At 70.0% G+C, this 19,147-nt stretch carries 18 protein-coding genes and 2 pseudogenes; 12 read left to right on the forward strand and 8 right to left on the reverse strand.

What is annotated here, in order from left to right; translation table 11 throughout:
- Positions 1-49 precede the first annotated feature (49 nt).
- The 5 genes from ABZ464_RS39365 to ABZ464_RS39385 are packed head-to-tail and all read left to right on the forward strand — an operon-like array spanning position 50 to position 4,137.
- Positions 50-1,057, forward strand: coding sequence for an alpha/beta fold hydrolase (locus tag ABZ464_RS39365; RefSeq protein ID WP_359286051.1), 1,008 nt, complete (start codon positions 50-52; stop codon positions 1,055-1,057).
- Positions 1,054-2,631: an FAD-binding oxidoreductase gene (locus ABZ464_RS39370; protein WP_359286053.1), complete on the forward strand. Its 1,578-nt coding sequence runs from the start codon at positions 1,054-1,056 to the stop codon at positions 2,629-2,631. The genes ABZ464_RS39365 and ABZ464_RS39370 overlap by 4 nt, the downstream gene beginning before the upstream one ends.
- Positions 2,628-3,467, forward strand: coding sequence for an SDR family NAD(P)-dependent oxidoreductase (locus ABZ464_RS39375; protein WP_359286055.1), 840 nt, complete (start codon positions 2,628-2,630; stop codon positions 3,465-3,467). The genes ABZ464_RS39370 and ABZ464_RS39375 overlap by 4 nt, the downstream gene beginning before the upstream one ends.
- Entirely contained in the window at positions 3,467-3,910 is a 444-nt protein-coding gene (locus tag ABZ464_RS39380) for a nuclear transport factor 2 family protein (protein WP_359286058.1), read from the forward strand. Before ABZ464_RS39375 ends, ABZ464_RS39380 begins: the two co-directional genes overlap by 1 nt.
- A gap of 2 nt (positions 3,911-3,912) precedes the next feature.
- Positions 3,913-4,137, forward strand: a complete 225-nt coding sequence (locus ABZ464_RS39385) for a hypothetical protein (protein ID WP_359286059.1) — start codon at positions 3,913-3,915, stop codon at positions 4,135-4,137.
- A 75-nt stretch (positions 4,138-4,212) separates the two neighbouring features.
- On the opposite strand, the gene ABZ464_RS39390 is transcribed toward ABZ464_RS39385, so the two are convergent.
- Together ABZ464_RS39390 and ABZ464_RS39395 are read right to left on the reverse strand one after the other, a co-directional pair.
- Entirely contained in the window at positions 4,213-5,814 is a 1,602-nt protein-coding gene (locus ABZ464_RS39390; RefSeq protein WP_359286062.1) for an FAD-binding oxidoreductase, read from the reverse strand.
- Positions 5,811-6,749, reverse strand: coding sequence for an NAD(P)H-binding protein (locus ABZ464_RS39395; RefSeq protein ID WP_359286065.1), 939 nt, complete (start codon positions 6,747-6,749; stop codon positions 5,811-5,813). Before ABZ464_RS39395 ends, ABZ464_RS39390 begins: the two co-directional genes overlap by 4 nt.
- Positions 6,750-7,020: 271 nt before the next feature.
- Between ABZ464_RS39395 and ABZ464_RS39400 the strand changes: the two genes are divergently transcribed.
- The 5 genes from ABZ464_RS39400 (at position 7,021) to ABZ464_RS39420 (ending at position 12,809) form a co-directional block, all read left to right on the forward strand.
- Positions 7,021-8,580, forward strand: a complete 1,560-nt coding sequence (locus tag ABZ464_RS39400) for a sugar ABC transporter ATP-binding protein (protein ID WP_359286068.1) — start codon at positions 7,021-7,023, stop codon at positions 8,578-8,580.
- Entirely contained in the window at positions 8,577-9,584 is a 1,008-nt protein-coding gene (locus ABZ464_RS39405) for an ABC transporter permease (protein ID WP_359286070.1), read from the forward strand. Before ABZ464_RS39400 ends, ABZ464_RS39405 begins: the two co-directional genes overlap by 4 nt.
- Positions 9,581-10,630 carry an ABC transporter permease gene (locus ABZ464_RS39410; protein WP_359286073.1) on the forward strand — a complete coding sequence of 350 codons (1,050 nt, stop codon included), beginning with the start codon at positions 9,581-9,583 and terminating at the stop codon, positions 10,628-10,630. The genes ABZ464_RS39405 and ABZ464_RS39410 overlap by 4 nt, the downstream gene beginning before the upstream one ends.
- Positions 10,631-10,702: 72 nt before the next feature.
- The gene (locus ABZ464_RS39415; protein ID WP_359286075.1) at positions 10,703-11,989 is read left to right on the forward strand and encodes a substrate-binding domain-containing protein; all 1,287 of its coding nucleotides are present in this window, start codon (positions 10,703-10,705) and stop codon (positions 11,987-11,989) included.
- A gap of 13 nt (positions 11,990-12,002) precedes the next feature.
- Positions 12,003-12,809: an SDR family NAD(P)-dependent oxidoreductase gene (locus ABZ464_RS39420; protein WP_359286077.1), complete on the forward strand. Its 807-nt coding sequence runs from the start codon at positions 12,003-12,005 to the stop codon at positions 12,807-12,809.
- Between the two features lie 67 nt (positions 12,810-12,876).
- Here ABZ464_RS39420 and ABZ464_RS39425 read toward each other — a convergent pair whose 3' ends face one another.
- The 4 genes and pseudogenes from ABZ464_RS39425 to sigJ all read right to left on the reverse strand — a co-directional run bounded on the left by ABZ464_RS39425 (position 12,877) and on the right by sigJ (position 15,519).
- Positions 12,877-13,626, reverse strand: a complete 750-nt coding sequence (locus ABZ464_RS39425; RefSeq protein ID WP_359286080.1) for a GntR family transcriptional regulator — start codon at positions 13,624-13,626, stop codon at positions 12,877-12,879.
- Between the two features lie 256 nt (positions 13,627-13,882).
- A pseudogene (locus ABZ464_RS39430) lies at positions 13,883-14,144 on the reverse strand (IS5/IS1182 family transposase); the annotation flags it as partial.
- 4 nt (positions 14,145-14,148) lie between these two features.
- Positions 14,149-14,253: pseudogene (locus tag ABZ464_RS39435) on the reverse strand (IS5/IS1182 family transposase); the annotation flags it as partial.
- A 348-nt stretch (positions 14,254-14,601) separates the two neighbouring features.
- On the reverse strand, positions 14,602-15,519 hold the full coding sequence (gene sigJ, locus ABZ464_RS39440) for an RNA polymerase sigma factor SigJ (protein WP_359286083.1): 918 nt from the start codon (positions 15,517-15,519) through the stop codon (positions 14,602-14,604).
- 163 nt (positions 15,520-15,682) lie between these two features.
- Between sigJ and ABZ464_RS39445 the strand changes: the two genes are divergently transcribed.
- Positions 15,683-16,138, forward strand: a complete 456-nt coding sequence (locus ABZ464_RS39445) for a nuclear transport factor 2 family protein (protein ID WP_359286086.1) — start codon at positions 15,683-15,685, stop codon at positions 16,136-16,138.
- A 39-nt stretch (positions 16,139-16,177) separates the two neighbouring features.
- Entirely contained in the window at positions 16,178-16,753 is a 576-nt protein-coding gene (locus ABZ464_RS39450; RefSeq protein WP_359286089.1) for an NAD(P)H-dependent oxidoreductase, read from the forward strand.
- A gap of 269 nt (positions 16,754-17,022) precedes the next feature.
- Here the strand turns inward: ABZ464_RS39450 and ABZ464_RS39455 are convergent, their stop codons facing one another.
- Entirely contained in the window at positions 17,023-18,009 is a 987-nt protein-coding gene (locus ABZ464_RS39455) for an aldo/keto reductase (RefSeq protein ID WP_359286092.1), read from the reverse strand.
- A 35-nt stretch (positions 18,010-18,044) separates the two neighbouring features.
- Positions 18,045-18,944 (reverse strand): helix-turn-helix transcriptional regulator, encoded by a 900-nt coding sequence (locus ABZ464_RS39460; RefSeq protein WP_359286095.1) that lies wholly within the window; start codon positions 18,942-18,944, stop codon positions 18,045-18,047.
- Positions 18,945-19,147: the final 203 nt, after the last annotated feature.

The following is a 19,147-nucleotide window of genomic DNA, read 5'->3' on the forward strand; positions in this document are numbered from 1 at the left end:
CGACTCCCGTATTTCCCTGTTGGGCCGCTGCGAGACAGGACGACCGAGCATGACCCACACACCGCCCCATCTGGACGACCGGATCGAGCCGATCACGATCCGCACCGGCTTCCTCTGGATCCCGGGCGAACAGATCCCCACCCCGCACGGCACCCTCCCGCGCGGCCCCCTCTACGTCGAGTGGCTGGCTCCCGCCGAGGTCACCCGACCCCACCCCCTCGTTCTCGTCCACGGGGGCGGCGGCCAGGGCACCGACTGGCTCGGCACCCCCGACGGACGTCAGGGCTGGGCCTACGACCTCGTACGCGCCGGATACGCCGTCTACGTCGTCGACCGCCCCGGCCACGGCCGCTCACCGCACCACCCCGAAGGCCTCGGCCCGACCGCCCCGCCGCTCCCGCTGGAGTTCGCGAGCTTCCTGTTCGCCCCTCCGGAATCCGCTGACGCGCACACCCAGTGGCCCTGGGAGCGCGGATTCGACGGCCCGGAGTTCCAGCAGCTCACCTCGGCCATGGGCTTCTTCCTCGCGGACTTCGCCGAGGGGCAGCGCCTGGACGGCGAACGGCTCGCCGCCCTGCTGGACCGCATCGGACCGGCCGTGCTGGTCACCCACTCCGCCGGCAGTCCCGGCGGCTGGCTCGCCGCGAACCGGCGCCCCGACCTGGTGAAGGCGATCGTCGCGGTCGAACCGATGGGACCGCCGTACGCCGACTTCCCCGGACTCGGCGAGATCACCTACGGCCTCACCTACGCCGAACTCACCACCGAACCGCCCATCGACGCCCCGGAACAGCTCAAGGCCGACCCGGCCGCCCACCGCGTCCCTGGTCTGAGCGGCACCCCGATCGCCGTCGTCACGGGCAGCGCGTCCGGCAGTGCGGCGCAGTCCCCACCCCTGGTCGACTTCCTGAACACGGTCGGCGCGGACGCCGAACTGCTTCCCCTGGAAGACTCCGGCATCGTCGGCAACGGCCACGGACTGATCCTGGAGGCCAACTCCGCGGAGACGGTCAAGCCGGTCATCGCCTGGCTCGACGCGCTGGAGGAGTCCCGATGACGGCCACCGCGAACGAGCGCACCGGCCTGCCGGAGGAGGTGGTGCGCCGGCTGACCGAGGCCGTGGGCGCCGACGCCGTCCTGCTCTCCGAAGCCGAACGCGACACCTACCGGGACCCCTACTGGTTCCAGGGCGACCGTACCTATGACTCCTCCGCCGTGGTCTTCCCCACCACCACCGAGCAGGTACGCGAGATCATCCGCGTCGCGAACGACCACCGCATCCCGCTGTGGACGTCCTCACAGGGCCGCAACAACGGCTACGGTGGCCCCTCGCCCCGCGTCCGCGGCTCCCTCCTGATCAGCTTCCGCCGAATGAACCGGGTCCTGGAGATCAACCGCGAACTGGCGTACGCCGTGGTCGAGCCGGGCGTGCGCTGGTTCGACCTGTACGAGGCTCTGGAAGCCTCCGGCAACGGCGACCTGTGGTGCTCGATCCCCGACCTCGGCTGGGGAAGCGTCATCGGCAACTCCCTCGACAACGGGGTCACCTACGGCCCGAACGGCTCCGACTTCCAGAAGCTGTGCGGGATGGAGGTCGTCCTCGCGGACGGTGAGGTGCTGCGGACCGGGATGGGCGCCCTCCCGGACAATCCCTCCTGGCACGTCTACCAGCGAGGCCTCGGCCCCGTCCTCGACCCGCTGTTCATCCAGTCCAACTACGGGGTCGTCACCCGCGCCGGAGTGTGGCTCCAGCGCCGCCCCGAGGCATACGCCCCGATCTACCTCACCGTCCCCCGGGACGACCAACTCGCCCAGGCCGTGGACATCATCCGCGAACTCCGCCTCGACGGCGTGCTCCGCGGTGTGCCGAACCTGCAGAACACCATCACCATGGCCGCGCAGTTCCCCGATCTGCTCGGGGAGTTCGCGGGCGCGGAGGGCCCGGCGAGCGAAGCGGCCCTGGACGATCTCGCCGCCCGCACGGGCCTCGGACGCTGGGGTCTGCGCACCGCGCTCTGGGGAGACGCCCCGGTCGTCGAACACCACCTGCGGCGCGTCCGCGCGGCCTGGTCGGCCATCGACGGCTCGCGTGTGGACCACCACCGCACCTTCCTGCGCCACGAGTGGGGCGAACTGACCACCTTCATGGAGAAGGTCCAGGCCGGCATCCCCAGCATGGACCTGATGGAGGTCCTCCCGCACTTCGTCGGGCACATCGGCTTCTCACCGGTGGTTCCGCTCACCGGGGGAGAGGTCCGCAAGGTGGTGGACGTCATTCACCGCCTGGTCACCGACCGGGCCGGAACGAACTTCGTCTGCGCGGTCTTCCCCATCAACGACCGCAGCGCCATCGTCGTCAGCAGCATCAGCTTCGACACCCGCGACGAGAAGCAGGTACGGGCCGCGGTGGACACCGCGAAGATGCTGGTCGGCGAGGTGGGCGCGCTCGGCTACGGCGAGTACCGCGCCCATCTAGACTTCATGGACCTCGCGGCCGACCAGTACTCCTTCAACGACCACGCCTACCGCCGCTTCGTCGAGCGGATCAAGGACGCGGTCGATCCGAACGGCATCCTCTCGCCCGGCCGGCACGGGGTGTGGCCGGCCGCCTACCGCAGGGAGCGCTCATGACCGGGATCAAGGACGTGACCGGCCTCGTCGCGGTGGTCACCGGCGGTGCGTCCGGCATCGGCAGGGGCATCGCGCAGCGGCTGGTGGAGCGCGGCGCGCACGTGGTCGTCGCCGATATCGAGCAGGGCCCGCTGGAGGCGACCGCCGAGGAGACCGGAGCGGTCGGGATCCGCACCGACGTCTCCGACGCCGCGAGCGTGCACGCGCTGGCCGGGCAGGTCGCCGAACGGTTCGGAAAGGTACACCTGGTCTTCAACAACGCCGGGGTCGCCCCCGAATCACGCCTCGCCGACATGACCCTCGCCGACTGGAAGTGGATCCTCGACGTCAACCTCTCCGGCGTCATCCACGGGATCGATGCCTTCCTGCCCCTGTTGAAGAGGCACGGAGAGCCCGCGTACATCGTGAACACCTCGTCCATGGGCGGCTTCGTCGCCGACATGCCCGGCCTCGGGGCGTACGCCACCACCAAGTTCGCCATCATGGGCCTCACCGAGGCACTGTCCCACGAACTGGAGCGGGAGGGCTCGAACGTGGCGGCGGCGGTGCTCGCACCGGGCACGGTCCGCAGCAACATCGCCCGGAGCCTGCGCACCCGGCCCGGCAGGGCGCGGGGCAGCAGCTTCGTGCAGAACGACATCTCGCAGAACGCGGACCTGGCCAACCTGCGCTGGCTCGACCCGACCGAGGTGGGAGACATCGTGCTGGCGGCCCTGGCCCGAGGCGCGACGCACATCGTCACCCATCCCGAGTGGTACCCCATGGTCGCCGAGCGTGCGGCCGGTATCGAGGAGGAGTTCAACCGGGCGGCAACCCTCACCGGGGGAGAACTCTGATGGCAACCGGCCCGAAGGACGTCGTCCGGGCGTTCGTCGACGCCCTCAACCGCCAGGACTGGGACCGCGTCGGCCGCATGGCCGCACCGGACTTCAGCTACACGATCATGAGCTATCACCTGCCCGGTGCGGGGACGCCGATGGACCGGGAGACCATGCTCAAGGTGCTCCCCGGGGCGTTCGCGCTCTTCGACGAGACCGGCCCGCAACTGGAGATCACCCGTCTTGTCGCCGAGGACGACTGGGTCGTGGCCGAGGCACAGGGGAGCGGGTTCTTCCGCGACGGAAGCCCGTACACCAACCGTTACGCCAACCTCTACGAGGTCGTGGGCGACAGGGTGAGAACGATCCGGGAGTACATGGACACGCAGCACATGGCGCACTCGTTCGCCGTCGTAGGCGTTGTCGGGCGCCCGGGTCGCCCAGTGCCGGACGGAGGATGACCGTGTCTTCGACACTGCGTGCGCTCGCCGGACACATCGCCGTGATCGGAGGGCTGGGCACCCTGTCCATGGTCCTGTACAAGGCAGCCCTGCGCCGGGCAGATATCGAGATGATCCCGGCCTCCGCCATGCCCAGGGTGCGCTGGTGGAGCACCCATGCTTCCGCGGTCCTCACCGTCAGCCTCGCCCTGGCAGTCCTCGGCCTCTCCCTGCTCGCGGCCACTTGAACACCCTCGGAGAACGGAACAGCGACAGGAAGGCGGTGAGGCCCCGGGCCTCACCGCCTTCCTGGTGTCACCGTCTCAGTCGCGATCGGCGTGGTGGCGGAACTTCTCCGGCCAGATGCCGTGCCGGCCCGGCGACAGGATGCCGTTCGGGTCGACCGCGTCCTTGACGGTCTCGCAGAAACGTCGGTAGGCGTGGTTGTTGAAGGAGTACTGCTCGGAGGCCAGGTCCATGAAGTCGAGGTGGGCGCGGTACTCGCCGTACCCCCGCCGTCCCGCCTCCGCGACCAGCACCTTCACGGCGTCGTACGCCCGTCGGCACTGCTCCGCGTCCCGGTAGTCGTAGTTGAGCCCGGTGACGTACAGCGCCGTCCGCTCATTGATGATCAGCAGGCCGCCGGCGACGTTCACCCCGACCTGCTCCCTGACGATCCGGTCGAACAGATCGACGACCTCCCGCACATCCGTCCCGACCAGAGGAATCGCGGGGGAGAAGCCGATGTGCGCGATCCCCTCGGGGATGGCCTCGATCAGGTCGAGACCGGGCAGGCCCGCCTGGCACTTGTCGGGGATCGTGCGGATCTCGTCGTACTCGCCGGGACCGTACGTCCGCTCGAACAGCACCTGCCCGCCGGGGATCGCGCTCCACGCCGCCCGGATCTTCGCAAGCTGGTGGTCCACCACGGGGCCGTCGCCCCACAGGGCTCCCCGGAGTGCCCATCGGCCGAGCCCGGTCGCGTCGGCCATCTCGTCCAGCGTCTCCTCGCTGAAGGCACCCTCGGCCCCCGCGAAACGGCCCATCACCTCGGGGAACTGGGCCGCCAGTGTGACGGTGTTGTACATGCTCGGCACCCCGCGCAGGGTGCCGTCCAGCCGCAGGCGGCGAATGATGTCGACGGCCTGTTCGAGGTGTTCGTCGCGCGGCACGGTGAGGAAGAACGGCGCATACGCCTCCGGGCGGGGCATCAGCCAGTAGCCCATCCGCGTCACGATGCCGAAGTTGGACTGTACGAACAGTCCGTCGAGGACCGGGCCGAGGCCGCGCTTGTAGGTGTGCCAGGACTTGTTGTCCGGGATGGCGCCCATGCCGGTGCGCAGCAACTCCCCGTTGGCCAGGACCACTTCCATGCCGCAGGGCGCCATGAAGTCGGCGCCGTAGGGCTGGTAGGTGATGCCGCAGTCGAGGGAGTTGCCGATGACGCTGCCCCAGCCGAGGTCGGGGACGGTCACCATCAGGTCCTCGTTGCCGGACTCCTTGAGCGCGTCGTACAGGTCGAACCAGCGCACGCCCGGCTCGACCACGGCGTACGCCAGCTCACGGTTGATCTCCAGGACCCGGTTCATCCGGGTCAGGCTGACCACCACGGTCGCCTTCAGCCGGGGCGAGGAGCCGCCATAGCCGTAGTTGCGGCCCTGGGAGGAGGTCCAGACGGGCACGCCGAACTCGTTCGCGATCCGGACCACCGCCTGCACCTCCTCGGTGCTGCGGGGGAGGAGCACGGCGGCCGGGTCGTAGGTGTCGTCGTCGCGGTGCCAGTACTTGTCGCGGTACTGCTCGTGGAAGCGGCCCTCATCGAGGACCACGCCGTCCTCGCCGAGCACGTCGGTGAATCGCCGCAGGGCCTTCTCGCTGAGGTAGCCGCCGTCGCCGACGGTGTCCGTGTGCGTGTCGGTGGTCATCGCGTGGCCTCCTCGACGGCGCCGGCGGGCGTCCAGGTCGCCGCCGCCTCCTCCAGTACCGACCGCATCGAGCGTGGCTCCCGTCCGGCCAGGGTCCGTACCGCGTCGCTCAGGGACGCCATGTGCCCGAGCCGGATCGCGCGGCTGAACGACACCATGTCGTCGCTGTTCCAAGGGATCGGTGAGGAGGCGATGGCCTCGGGGTCGTACTCCCGGGGCACGCCCAGGGAGTCGAAGATGGCGTACTGCTCATCGTCTCCGATCGGCACGTACGTCACGTCCACGCCGCTGATCTCGGAGACCAGCGCACATACTTGACGATAGGTCAGCTGCTCCGGGCCGGTGATCTCGTAGGCGCGGTCGTCCTCGCCGCGGCCGAGCAGCGCTCCCACGGCGGCGGCCGCGCAGTCGTCCCGGGACACGAAGCCGACCGTGCCCTCGCCCCAGGCGCCGACCATCTGCCCCAGGGCGACCGCGCCGGGGGCGATGAAGTAGGCGACCGCCTGCGCGTACTGGGAGTCGCGCAGCACGTTCCAGCGCAGGCCCGAGTCCCGGAGCATGGCCTCGGTCGCGCGGTGCTCGACGCAGACCACGGCGTCGTTCTCCGCGATGCCGGCACCGACGATCGAGGTGTAGGCGAGGTACCGGACGCCCGCGCGCCGGGCCGCGTCGATCGCGGTGCGGTGGAATCCGATCCGCGAGCCGACCTGGGCGGTCGACACGAGCAGCATCCGCTCCGCCCCGGCGAAGGCGGCCTCCAGGCTGTCCGGTTCGGCGAAGTCGGCGTATCGGACGTGGACGCCGCGGTCGGCGAACGCCTTGAGGCTGCCTGGCGCCCGCGTCGTCAGGACGACCTGGTCGGCGGGAACCGACTCCAGCAGCAACTCCGCTGCGGTCTGGGCCAGCCCTCCGCTGGCACCGGTGATGAGGTACACGCGCGCTCCTTGTGCTCGCCGCCCCGGCCCGCCCGGGTGTCGGTTTCGGCAAACCGTACTCTTTGTATGACGAGACGACAATCGTGTGTCAGGGCTTTCAGGTGGGGGAGGTCTTTCCGGAATTTCCTGGTAATCCACCTCTGGACGCCGGTTTCGCCGCACGCTACGGTCCTCCTCGCAGAGAATAGATTGTATGACCAGACGACAATCATACGGTCTGGGGTCCGTCTGTCTCGCTCAAGTCCGTCCCATCCAAGTCAGGAGGGGGTCAGTGTCGACCCACCCGCTCACCTGTCTCGACGACCCAGCCGAGCCGGAGGCCGTCCTGGCGGTCGACGGCCTTCGGAAGCGCTTCGGTCCGACGGTCGCCCTTCAGGACGCCGCACTCCGCCTGTTCCCGGGCGAGGTGCACGCCCTCGTGGGAGAGAACGGATCCGGGAAGTCCACCCTGGTCAAGATCCTCAGTGGAGTGCACCGCCCCGACCATGGGTCCATGACGGCCGACGGCCGGCCCTACACCCCGCACACTCCGGCCCACGCGCTTCGCGCGGGCGTCAACACGGTGTTCCAGGAGGTGCTCGGCGTCGAGAACCGCACCGTCCTCGACAATCTGTGGCTCGGCGCCGACCGTTTCCTGCGACCGGTGACCCGGGACACGGCCCGCCGCGAGAAGGCGGCGGAGATCCTCGCCGCGCTCCTGGTTGCGCCCCCCGCCCTCGACGCCCCCTTCGGCTCGCTGCGGCTCAGTGACCGCCAGGCCTGCGGCATCGCCCGCTCCCTCCTGCGCGACCCGAAGGTGCTGATCCTCGACGAGGCGACCTCGGCCCTCGACCACGACACCCGCACCCGGCTCTTCGCCCTGGTGAGGGAGCGCGCGGAGCGCGGTATGAGTGCCGTCCTCATCACCCACCGGATGGACGAGATCAGGGAGATCGCCGACCGCGTCACCGTCCTCCGCTCCGGCCACACGGTCGGCACCCTCGGCGCGGACTGGGACCACGACGAGATGATCCGGCTCATGAGCGGTGGCCCGCACCCGGTCCGGGACACCACGGCGGCCGTCCCCGACCCGTCCACCGACCCCGTGGAGCGCCCTGTCGTCCTGCGGGTCACGGGCGTTCGGCCTCGCCCGGACGCCGCTCCCTGCACCGCCGAGTTCCGCCGCGGCGAGATCGTCGGGCTGGCCGGACTGGAGGGCCACGGCCAGGACGAGTTCCTGCGGCTCCTCGTCGGACACGGCGACCCCCATGCGGTCGTACGGCTTCAGGGGGAGCGCGAACAGCGGGTCACCGATCCGCGGCGGGCGCGGGATCTGGGCATCGCCTATGTCGCCCGGGACCGGCGCGGGGAGTCGATCCTGCCGTGGATGTCCATCCTGGACAACTTCGCCGTGGCCACCACGGAGCAGGACGTCAGGAAGGGACTGCTGTCCGAGCGCGCCGCCGAACGGCGGTTCGGGCACTACGTCGAGCGGCTCGCCATCAAGTACGGCCGCACGGCCGACGCGATCACCACTCTGAGCGGCGGCAACCAGCAGAAGGTCGTCATCGCCCGCTGGCTGGCCGCCGATCCCGACGTCCTGCTGCTCAACGACCCGACGAGGGGAATCGACCTGGGAGCCAAGCGCGACCTCTACCGGCTGCTGCGCGAGCTGTCGGAACGGGGCCTGACCGTCGTCATGCTGTCCTCGGAGGTCGACGAGCACGTCGAGCTGATGGACCGTGTGCTGGTGTTCCGGGAGGGCTCCCTCGCCACGGAACTCGACCGCGCCGACCTGAGCCGCGACCGGCTCGTCGACGCCTTCTTCGCCGACGCGGCGGTGACCGCATGAGAGTCGTCGACCAGCAGGCCTCGGCAACCCCGAAGCGTACGACCCCCGCACCCCGCCGGGGCGTCGGTTCCCTCTTCGCCCACCACACCCACCTCTTCGCGCTGACCCTCTCGGCCGGGCTCCTCGTCGCCGACCTGCTGCTGCTACCGGGCTTCGGTGTCACCTCCCAGCTCGCCGCGCTGGCCCCGCTCGGGATCGCGGCCATGGCGAGCGTCCCCTCGATCATGAGCGGGCGCGGCGGCATCGACCTGTCGATCAGTCCCCTGATGACCCTGAGCGGTCTGCTCTACGCCACCCAGCTTCAGCCGGCCGGTCTCGGCGGTTACGTCGCTCTGCCCCTCCTCATGGCCGCGGGCGCCCTGGTGGGAACGGTCACGGGCCTCCTCGTCGTCGTCGGCCGGCTCCAGCCGATCGTCGTCACCCTCGCGATGTTCTTCGTCGTCACCGGGCTCGATCTGAAACTGTCCCCCAGCCCGACCACCATCTCGGGCACCTGGATGGCCGGTTTCGCCGGCTCGATGGGGGGGCCGGTGCCGGGCGGGCTCGTCGCCCTGGCGGTCCCTGTCGCCCTCTGGCTGGTGGTCACCCGGCTGACCACCTACGGCGGACTGCTGCGCTCGGTCGGCGGCAACGACGTCACCGCGTTCACCAGCGGCGTCCCCGTCGGCACCGTCCGGGTGCTCGCCTACGCGCTCGGCGGCGCGATGGCCGCGGTCGGCGGCCTGGTCCTCATCGGCCTGGCGTCCACCGCCGAGGCGGGCACCAGCACCGCCTACACCCTCATCGCGATCGCCGCGGTGGCGCTGGGCGGCCTCCCGCTCCAGGGCGGAGGCGGCGGCATGGCCAACGCGCTCGCCGGCGCCGCCGCCATCTACCTCCTCCAGAGCCTGCTCGGTGCCCTCCAGGTCCCGCAGACCTGGCTGCAGATGATCTACGGGGTCCTGCTCATCGGCGCGGTGCTCTTCGGGGCGCTCACGGCCCGTACACCGAAGGAAGGGCGATGACGGCCATCCGGCAAGACCCACTCGACACATCCTCTCTCGCCCAGAAGGTCCTGGCACCGCCCGCACCTCCGGGCGCCACCGCCGGACAGCGCCTCCTGGCTCTCCAGCGCCGCTTCCCGCTCGTGCAACTGCTGCTCATCGTGGGCGTCCTCGGCTGGGGAGCGGCCGCCCTGCCGGGCCTGCTCGAACCGTCGAGCCTGCGGTCGGTGCTCGTGCTCTGCGCGCTCACCGGCCTGGCCTCGATCGGCCAGACACTCGTCGTCCTGATCCGGGGCATCGACCTGTCCCTGGCCGGGTTCATCGTGGCCGGCGCGGTCACCGTCACCCAGTTCGGCGATGTACCCGGAATTCCTCTGCCGGTGATGCTGGTCCTCGCCGTCGTCTGCGGTGCCGCCGCGGGCGGGCTCGTCGGCTACCTCTGCCACCGCTTCGGCATCCACCCGATCATCGTCACCCTCGCCGCCGGCTCGATCGCCGTCGGAGCGACCGCCGTTCTCAGCGGCGGGGGGACCGGCTCGGCAGCGCCCGGCTGGGTGACCCGGCTCAGCGCGCCCATGGCGTCCACCTTCGGCATCCCGGTGCCGCCCGTCGTCGTCATCTGGGTGCTCGCCGTCGCCGTCGTCTCCGTCCTGCTGCACCGCACCCGCCACGGTCGGCGCCTCCTGGCCACGGGCGCGAGCCCGGTCGCCGCGCACCTCGCCCTCATCCGCACCCGCAGGGTCTGGGTCACGGTGTACGCGCTGTCGGCGGCCCTCGCCGTACTCGCCGGAGTCGTCCTGGCGGGCTTCGCAGGCAATGTCGACAACCGCCTCGGCAACCCCTACCTCTTCCAGAGCATCGCCGCGGTCGTCCTCGGCGGCACGGCGTTCGGCGGCCCCGGCAGCTACACCCGCACCACCGTGGGCGTCCTCCTGCTCACCGCCGTCTCCACGGTGCTCGTCGGACTCGGCTTCCAGGAAGCCGACCAGCAGATCCTCAACGGCCTCGTCATCCTCGCCGCGATGGCGGTCTACGGCCGTGAGCGCCGGCTCCGCGACCAGGTCTGATCCGACCCCCCCCGCTCCTTCCACCTCTCCCCGCTCTCTCTGTGTGCATCTTTCGCCAAGAAAGGCTTCCCCATGAACAGATCCACCTTCCGCCGCGCCCGCACGAGCGTCGTGGCGTCCTCCACCGGGCTCGTGCTCACCGCACTGCTCACGGGCTGCGGCGGCTCGGGCGGTACGGTCGCCGCCGGCGCGAGCGACAGTGCCACGGACACCGCCGGGAAAGCGTCAGCCGCCTGCGGCCAGGTGCCGACCATCGCCCCCAAGGACCCCGACGGCGCGATCAAGGCACTCCCCGCGGAGCTGCAGAAGGCGTACAACGCCTACGGCGAGGACGTCTTCGCGAGCGCCTGGCGGAAGAAGAAGGAGCTGGGCCGTGCCGCGAAGGTCGGCTTCTCCTACCTCCCGGCGTCCAACCCGTTCGCCGCGGCGGTCGTCAAGCAGATCGAGGCGAGCTTCACGGCCGCCAAGGCGAAGGGACTGGTCCAGGGCAAGCTCGTCAAGCGGATCATGACCGACCCGGCGACCATGACCCCCGCCGAGCAGATCCGCGGCTACAACGAGCTGGTCGACTCCGGCGTCGACATCATCTACATCACTCCGCTCTCCGGCGACGCGATGGTCTCCGCGGTCGACGCCGCCGGAAGGAAGGGCGTGGTGACGGTCGCGCTCGGCTCCACCATCCGCTCCCAGTACGCCGTCAACGTCGCCGAGAACGCCTACCTGAACACCGCGGAGCCGACCGCCCTGGTCGCCGGACAGCTCAAGGGCAAGGGCAGTGTCGTGATCGTCCGCGGCTTCCAGGGGCTGTCGTCCGAGACGATCGGCTACCAGGGCGTCAAGGACGTCCTCGCCGCCTGCTCCGGCATGAAGATCCTCGGCGAGGTCAACGGCGCCTACGTGCCGGCGGTGGCCAAGGCCGAGATGCTGAAGTTCCTCTCCAGCCACCCGCAGCAGATCGACATGGTGGCGGAGGTCGGCATCATGGGCTCCGGTGTCTACGCGGCCTTCGACTCCACCGGCCGGGACATCCCCAAGGTCGTCGACGCGGGCGCGTCGGCCTCGTCGCTGGCGTCCTGGAAGAAACTGGAGACGGCCGACGGCTACGAGACCGCCGGCACGGGCGGCAACGGCACCCAGGAGGCGAAGGCCTGGTTCACCGTAGGGATGATGGTGATGGCGGGCGACGGCCCCAAGGTCGGCACGATCACCCGCGAACCCTCGGTGATCACGAAGGCGAACCTGGCCGACTACCTGCCCGCCGGTGCCGAGGTGAGCGACCCCGGTGAGGTCGAGGACGGCGAGGCGTGGATGCAGCAGTCCTACCTGGACCAGTTCTTCGACAACCCCTCGGCGAGCTGACGAGCAGGCGCGCATGAGCGCGTCACCCGGCGACCGCCGCCGACGATCCGCCGGCGGTCGGTACGCCCGGCAGTCCCCCGTTGGCCGGCTGGCGGGCAAGGCCGCGCTGATCACCGGCGCCGCCTCGGGCATCGGGCTGGCCACGGTTCGCCGGTTCACCGAGGAGGGGGCGCGGGTCCTGGCCGTGGACCTCGACGCGGGGCGCACGGCCCACGCCGTCGCCGGATACCGGGGCGCGGTGGCGGTCGGCACCGACATACGGGACAGCAGCCAGGTGGACGCGGCCTACGACCGTGCCTTCACCGAGTTCGGCCGGCTCGACACCGCGGTGAACGCCGCCGGTGTCTCCGGGGCGCAGGCCGACCTGTGCGACCTCACCGACGAGGACTTCGCGGACGTGGTGGCGGTGAACCTGGCCGGAACGTTCTACTCGGTGCGGGCCGCCGTACGCCTGATGCGGCGGATGTCACCGGCGGGCGGCAGTATCGTCAATGTCTCCAGTGTGGGGGCGCTGGCCAACTTCCCGCTGCCGGCCATGTACCCGGCGTCCAAGGCGGGGGTGCTGGGTCTCACTCGCGCGGTGGCCGCCCTTGTCGCGTCCGACGGGATCCGGGTGAACGCGGTGGCGCCGGGCGCGACGGACACACCGATGCTGCCTCAGGACGAGCCGGTCCGCCGCGCCGTCGTCGATCTGGGCGTGCTGCGCCGGGCCGCCTCCGCCGAGGAGATCGCGCACACGATCCTGTTCCTCGCGAGCGACGAGTCCGCGTTCTATACCGGCCAGACCCTTTCGCCGAACGGAGGGTACGTCATGCACTGAAGGACGACCGAAGCGCCGACGGCGAGGTTGGACGGAACGGCGCGACGAAGGGACTTCAAGCCGGGCCTCAGAGTGAGGCGGTGCTGAACGACGACAGCCCGCTGGTCGCGGACAGCCCCTCCAGCCCGGCCCGCCTTGCCTGCTCGATGTGATGGTTGCAGGCTCGCACAGCAGCCTCGGCGTTGCGCGCCTCGATGGCCTCCATCACGGTGCGCAACTCCTGCACGCTGCGTGCGGTCCGGCCGGGCTGGGACAGCGAGGTGGCCCGAAGGAGGCTGAGCCGCGCCTGGACACCGCCGAGCGTGGAGTGGACCGAGCGGTTTCCGCAGCCGCGCAGCAGGACGTCGTAGAACCGGTCCTTCGCCTGGAGGACCTGCAGGGTGGCGCCCTCGCCCCCTGCGGCCTCCGCCAGCTGCTCGAACGCGGTGCGGAGCTCCGCCACCTGCTGGTCCGAGGCGACCTCCGTGAACCGGCGTACGGCGAGCGCCTCCAGGGCGGCGCGCAGCTCGTAGAGCTCCAGGGCCTCCTGGGGGGAGGGCACCACCACCACGGCGCCCTTCTGCGGGATCGTCTTGACCAGGCCTTCGGCCACCAGCTCGCGCAGCGCCTCACGGATGGTGGTGCGCGAGACGCCGATCTCCTCGATCAGCTCGCGCTCGATCAGCCGCTGGCCAGGCGCGTAGTGGAAGCTGAGGATGGCCTGACGCAGCACTTCGACTACCTGCTGGCGCAGAGGTGCGGCGACCCGGCCCACCTGGGCGGCCAGGTCGACGGGTTCGGCGGAGCTGTGGGGTACGGGGCTGCCGGATGCGGTCACAGAATCAGAATACGGTAAGGCGATCGTACAACCCAGGGGGCTGGCTGCCTCGACGGCGCGTAACGTCGGCCACTGAGGATTTCGCGGGAACGACAGACCGTGAACGAAGATGATGATCAGCGAAGAGGCCACGTCAGGCAGCCCGTGGTCACGGCTTTCCGTGCAAACGCAGCTCGCCTGGATTGGGGCGATCACCGCGATCGTGACAACGATCGCGGCCGTGGTCTCCGCCGTTGCGGACGTGACGCCAGGCTGCTACCCAGCGTCGCGGCAGGAGGACGAAGCCCATCGCTCCCTCGGGCCTGCTCACGGTCTTGATCGTCAGGTTGAGGAAGGACTTGGCCCAGTCGACCAGCGTTCCGCCGTAGATGGAATCGGCCCAGACGAAGCCGGCCAGCGCCCACGACGCCGTCGCGGCCAATGACGAACAGCAGCAGCCCTTTCATGTCGACGACGATGTGTCTCTTCCGGCCCGGGATTTTCCTGCCCGCGTCGAACCCGGACGTGGATCTCGGGACGCGGCGTCCCGTCCACGATCAAGACCGTGGTCCGGCGGAACCTCTCTCGTTGCTCCAGCGCGAGCAGTGGGCCGATCCGGTCGATGACCCGGTCCGCTGTGGGCTTCGAAAAAGCCGAACAGCGCCGCCAGTTGGCGCAAGTGCACCATCACCGCAATGATCCCATGGCCGGCGGAAGAGACCGTCGACGGTGACTGCCCACCTGATCCGGCTCGCCATCTGCTCGAGGTCGGTGTGCTCGCACTTCGACGCGGGCGCGGTCCGAGGGCAGGGCGCCTACGCCGACCGCGCCCGATCCGCTGGACACTGATGGCCCGGCAATACGGCTCGATGATCGAGCTCGGCCGCGCACTGCGCCGTCTCGTGATCCAGGACATCCTGGCCGGCTCAGCCTGGCCGAGGGTCGTGGCCTGTCGGGTGTGTGTCGTGCTCGGCATGGGGTGGCCGCAGGCGTGGGTCAGCGGGTTGTCCAGGGGCGGAGCTTTTCGGGGTTGAGGACTGCCCAGATGTGGGTGATGTGATCGCCGGCGATGTTGAACGCGTACACGGCTACGGTGCGGCCGTCTTGCTGAGCGACCAGGCCGGGCCGGCCGTTGACCGTGCGCTCCGCGACGGTCAGGGTGCCGGGTGCCCTGGTGAAGAGGTCGGTGAGGTAGTGCGCGATCCGCTCGCTGCCTTCGATGGGGTGGAGTGAGGCTCGGGTGAGGCCGCCGCCGTCGGCGATCACTGTGGCGTCGGGGTCGAGGAGGCCGATGAGGGCACTGATGTCCTTGGCCCGCCACGCCTGTTTGAAGTCCCTGACGATGCCGGCCTGGTGGGCCGCCGGGGTCGCGGGCGTCTGGGAGGCGCGGATGCGGCGGCGGGCGGAGGAGGCCAGCTGACGGCAGGCCGCGGGTGTGCGGCCGACGATCTCGGCGACTTCGGCGAAGGAGTAGCGGAAGACGTCGTGCAGGATGAACGCGACGCGTTCGGCCGGGGTCATCGATTCGAGCACGACGAGAAAGGCCATGTTGACCGACTCCTCGAGGGTCACCCGGTCGGCCGGGTCGGCCGTGGCGCTGCCCGCCGGCCCGGTGGTCCACTGGGTGGGTTCGGGCAGCGGCTCGGGGATCCATTCACCTACGTAGCGCTCGCGCCGGGCCCGTGCCGAGCCGAGCTGGTCCAGGCAGATGCGCCCGGCGACCTTCGTCAGCCAGGCGCCGGGGGACTCGATGGCGTCCTGCTGTGGCCGGGACATGGCGTACCAGCGGGCGTAGGTCTCCTGGACGGCGTCCTCGGCCTCGGCCAGGGAGCCCAGCAGCCGGTAGGCGAGGCTGATCAGCTGACGCCGCTCGCTCGTGATCGCGCTCAGGCTCTGATCGTCTGCGGTGGTCACGGTTCTCCCCTTGCCCTGCGTCGGCCGGATCTGCTCTCACCGGATCGACGGGACAGCGCACCGGAATGTGAGGTCGGCGTCTGGCCTGACATTCCGGTGCGCTGCGCCGTCGTACTGCTGACACCGGCACAGCATCCCCGGTGGATGTGACAGGGAGGAAATGATGAGCGACTTCAAGGCGATCGCGGACCGGGTCGAGATCGAGGCGCTGCGCGGTGAGTTCACCGACGCGGTGATGATGTGTGACTACGACCGTGTCGCGTCGCTGTTCACGCAGGACGGCGTATGGCGGATGCCGGACATCCCCGCCGAGATGGCCGGCCAGGAGCAGATCCGAGCCTGGGGCCGACGGGTACCGGATTTCGTGGACTTCCTGGTGCAGAACACCCACCCGGGCATGATCCTGCTCGACGGCGACAGCGCGTCCGGCCGTGCGTACATGTCCGAGGTCGGGCGCGGCCGCGACGGCCGGTCCGGGGTGAACTACGCCATCTACCACGACCGTTACCAGCGCACCCCGGCCGGCTGGAAGTTCACCGAACGCGTGTACGAGATCCGCTACCTCGATGAGAGTCCCCTGACGGGCTCCGTGCCCCCGCGCGGCGCGGACGCCTGCTGACAGCTTCGTCGCACCCCCAACAGAGCAGGAGAACCGGACATGATCAGGATCGGCATCATCCTCGGCAGCACCCGCCCCCACCGCAACGGCGAACAGGTCGCCACGTGGGTTCATGACACCGCATCTCGCCGCACCGACGCCGAGTTCGAGCTGATCGACCTGCGTGACCACCCGCTGCCCCACCTGGACGAGCCGCCGGGGGCCATGCACGGCCACCATCAGCACGCGCACACGCGGGCCTGGGCGGCCAAGATCGCTTCGTTCGACGGGTTCGTCATGGTCACCCCCGAGTACAACCACTCCACTTCCGGGGTGCTCAAGAACGCCCTCGACCACCTCTATGCGGAATGGAACAACAAGGCGGCCGGGTTCGTCTCCTACGGTGTCGTCGGCGGCGCCCGGGCGGCCGAACAACTACGGCTGATCTGCGGCGCGCTACAGATGGCCGACGTGAGCCAGCAGGTCACGCTGTCACTGATGACCGAGTTCGAGAACTACACCACCCTCAAGCCGGCTGACCACAGCGCCACCGCGCTGGACACTCTGCTGGACCAGATCGTCACCTGGAGCACCGCGCTCGCGCCGCTGCGCGCCGCTTCCGAGGCCGCCGCCTGAACACCGGATGAGGGCCTGGTAGCCCTCCGACCGGACCAGGGACCGGGGCGGGCGACGCGGCCGCGGGTCGGGGCGGCGATGTCGGCGGCATCGCGGGGGCTGGGCGAAGTTGATCACGATAGAGGTGACCCGGTCGACCTCCTGCTGCGCCTCGCTCGTCTTCTCCGGTTGTCTCGCAGTCTGGCCAGCCGAATTTCTCTGGGTCACCGGCTCTCCGGCTCCGGGGACAGCAGGCCGGGCCACCGCAGATCCGGCCGAGTGAGGCCGCCTCACGTATGGGCGGTAGGACTGTGATCGGCCGATGGGGCCAAAGCGCGGCAGCGGCGTCGCTGGTCGGCGCGCAGTTCGAAGTCGCCGTAGCTGTTGTCGACCGGGTTGACGGTGACGCCCGGTGCAACGATTTCGTCGATGGCGTCGAGCACGTCGGACGACAACGTGACGTCGGCGGCGGGCAGGAACGCCTCCAACTGGTCCATGGTCCGCGGCTCGATGATCGCCGAGGTGACGCCGGGATGGTTGATGACGAAGGCGACGGCCGGCTCGATCAGTGTGAGACCCATTTTCTCTGCAAGGAGCGCGAGCTGTTCGACGGCGTCGAGCTTGCGCTGGTTTGCGGGCGTGCTCATGTCGAAACGGGCCTGGGGGCGTGCCGCAGAAGCAGGGCCCTCGGTGGCGTTCCTGCGGTAGCGGCCCGAGAGCCAGCCGCCGGACAGCGGGCTGTAGGTGAGGGTGCCCATGCCGTGGCGGCGCACGGTGGGCAGGACGTCCTCCTCGATGCCGCGGACCAGGATGGAGTACGGCGGCTGCTCGGTCACGAACCGTTCCAGGTGGCGCTCCCGCGAGGTCCACCGGGCCTCGACGATCTGGGAGCCGGAGTAGGACGAGGAGCCGATGTAGCGGACCTTGCCCTGGCGGACGAGGTCGGAGAGGGCGCCGAGGGTTTCGGTGACGTCCGTGTCGGGGCTGGGGCGGTGGACCTGGTAGAGGTCGATGTGATCAGTGCCGAGGCGGCGCAGGGAGTTCTCGACCTCGCGGATGATCCAGCGCCGCGAGCCGCCGCGCTGGTTGGGGTCGTCCTGGGCCATGGGCATGAAGAACTTGGTGGCGAGGAAGAAGCTGATGCCCGCGTCGAGGGCACGGTGGATGATCCGGATCGAGTCGGCCTCGTCCTCGTTGCCCCAGGGGTCGAACATCATCGCGCCCAGGCAGAGCGGGCTGACCCGGACGCCGGTTCGGCCGAGCGGTCGGTACTGCATGTGGCCCTTCCCCCTTTGGGTTTCTCTGTGTCCGGTCAGTCGCTGTTGGCAGGGATGTCTGCGCCGGTGGTGGTCCAGCTGGCGAGGAGGCCGAGGGCCTGCTGCTCGGGTGAGTCAGGTTCCGGGGTGTAGAAGTTGAGGCGCAGGCCGGGGTCGGACGGCAGCTCCATCGCCTCGTAGGGCAGCGCGAGGTCCCCGACCAGCGGGTGGTGCAGCCTCTTCAACCCGGAGCGGTGGAACTTCACGTCGTGACGTGCCCACAGGTCGGCGAACTCGCCACTCCTGGTGGTCAGTTCACCGATCAGGTCGGTCAGTGCCCTGTCGTGTGGCGCACGGCCCGTCTCGGTACGCAGGAAGGCGACGGCGTCGTCGGCGCCCTTGTCCCAGTCGACCCAGAAGTCCTGGCTCGCGGGGTCCAGGAACATGTAGCGGGCGGTGTTCACCGGCCCGCGCAGGGCGAACAGCGGTGAGTCGAAGACTGGTGCGTACAGAGCACGGCCGAGCGTGTTGGCGGCGACGATGTCGAAGCGGGCGTTGCGTACGTACGCCGGCACTCCGGCCATCGAGTCGAGCAGCCTGAGGATGGTGGGCCGGACCCGGGAGGCGGTCACCGCGGGGCGTCGGCCCGACGGTGTCGAGGCGCGGGCCAGGTCGTAGAGGTGGGCGCGTTCGGGCTCGTTGAGCTGCAGGGCGTGAGCGAGCCCTTCGAGTACGGCGTCGGAGGCGCCGCTGAGGTTTCCGCGTTCGAGACGGACGTAGTAGTCCACGCTCATGCCCGCGAGCAGGGCGACCTCCTCGCGGCGCAGCCCCGCGACGCGGCGGTTGCCCCCGTAGACCGGCAGTCCGGCCTGCTCGGGGGTGATCCGCGCCCGCCGGGTGCTGAGGAACTCCTTGACCTCGGCGGCCAGCTTCTTCTTGTCGGGGGCCAGGGACACGGGGACTCCTTCGAGATCGGCGTGGATCTTGTGCCGGTTTCTCCACGGTAGGCCGGTCGGGGATGGGCTGCGAGGTACTGCGAGTACCTGGAAGAGCAGTGACTCCCACCTGCGGGCGCAGGTGCGTTCTGCTGGAGAAGACCGAGGCCGGGGCGCCCGGGACCGCATCCCGAACCCCGACTGTGCACCGATCCGAAGGAACA

Source organism: Streptomyces sp. NPDC005820 (assembly GCF_040630255.1).
In the GTDB taxonomy this organism is placed as follows: domain Bacteria; phylum Actinomycetota; class Actinomycetes; order Streptomycetales; family Streptomycetaceae; genus Streptomyces.

Bases quoted from the DNA above. Each gene is read 5' to 3' on its own strand.
- ABZ464_RS39370 (WP_359286053.1), top strand. From the start codon at position 1,054: ATGACGGCCACCGCGAACGAGCGCACCGGCCTGCCGGAGGAGGTGGTG.
- ABZ464_RS39455 (WP_359286092.1), bottom strand. From the start codon at position 18,009: ATGCAGTACCGACCGCTCGGCCGAACCGGCGTCCGGGTCAGCCCGCTC.
- ABZ464_RS39420 (WP_359286077.1), top strand. From the start codon at position 12,003: ATGAGCGCGTCACCCGGCGACCGCCGCCGACGATCCGCCGGCGGTCGG.
- ABZ464_RS39380 (WP_359286058.1), top strand. From the start codon at position 3,467: ATGGCAACCGGCCCGAAGGACGTCGTCCGGGCGTTCGTCGACGCCCTC.
- ABZ464_RS39375 (WP_359286055.1), top strand. From the start codon at position 2,628: ATGACCGGGATCAAGGACGTGACCGGCCTCGTCGCGGTGGTCACCGGC.
- ABZ464_RS39450 (WP_359286089.1), top strand. From the start codon at position 16,178: ATGATCAGGATCGGCATCATCCTCGGCAGCACCCGCCCCCACCGCAAC.
- ABZ464_RS39390 (WP_359286062.1), bottom strand. From the start codon at position 5,814: ATGACCACCGACACGCACACGGACACCGTCGGCGACGGCGGCTACCTC.
- ABZ464_RS39445 (WP_359286086.1), top strand. From the start codon at position 15,683: ATGAGCGACTTCAAGGCGATCGCGGACCGGGTCGAGATCGAGGCGCTG.
- ABZ464_RS39415 (WP_359286075.1), top strand. From the start codon at position 10,703: ATGAACAGATCCACCTTCCGCCGCGCCCGCACGAGCGTCGTGGCGTCC.
- ABZ464_RS39405 (WP_359286070.1), top strand. From the start codon at position 8,577: ATGAGAGTCGTCGACCAGCAGGCCTCGGCAACCCCGAAGCGTACGACC.
- ABZ464_RS39365 (WP_359286051.1), top strand. From the start codon at position 50: ATGACCCACACACCGCCCCATCTGGACGACCGGATCGAGCCGATCACG.
- ABZ464_RS39410 (WP_359286073.1), top strand. From the start codon at position 9,581: ATGACGGCCATCCGGCAAGACCCACTCGACACATCCTCTCTCGCCCAG.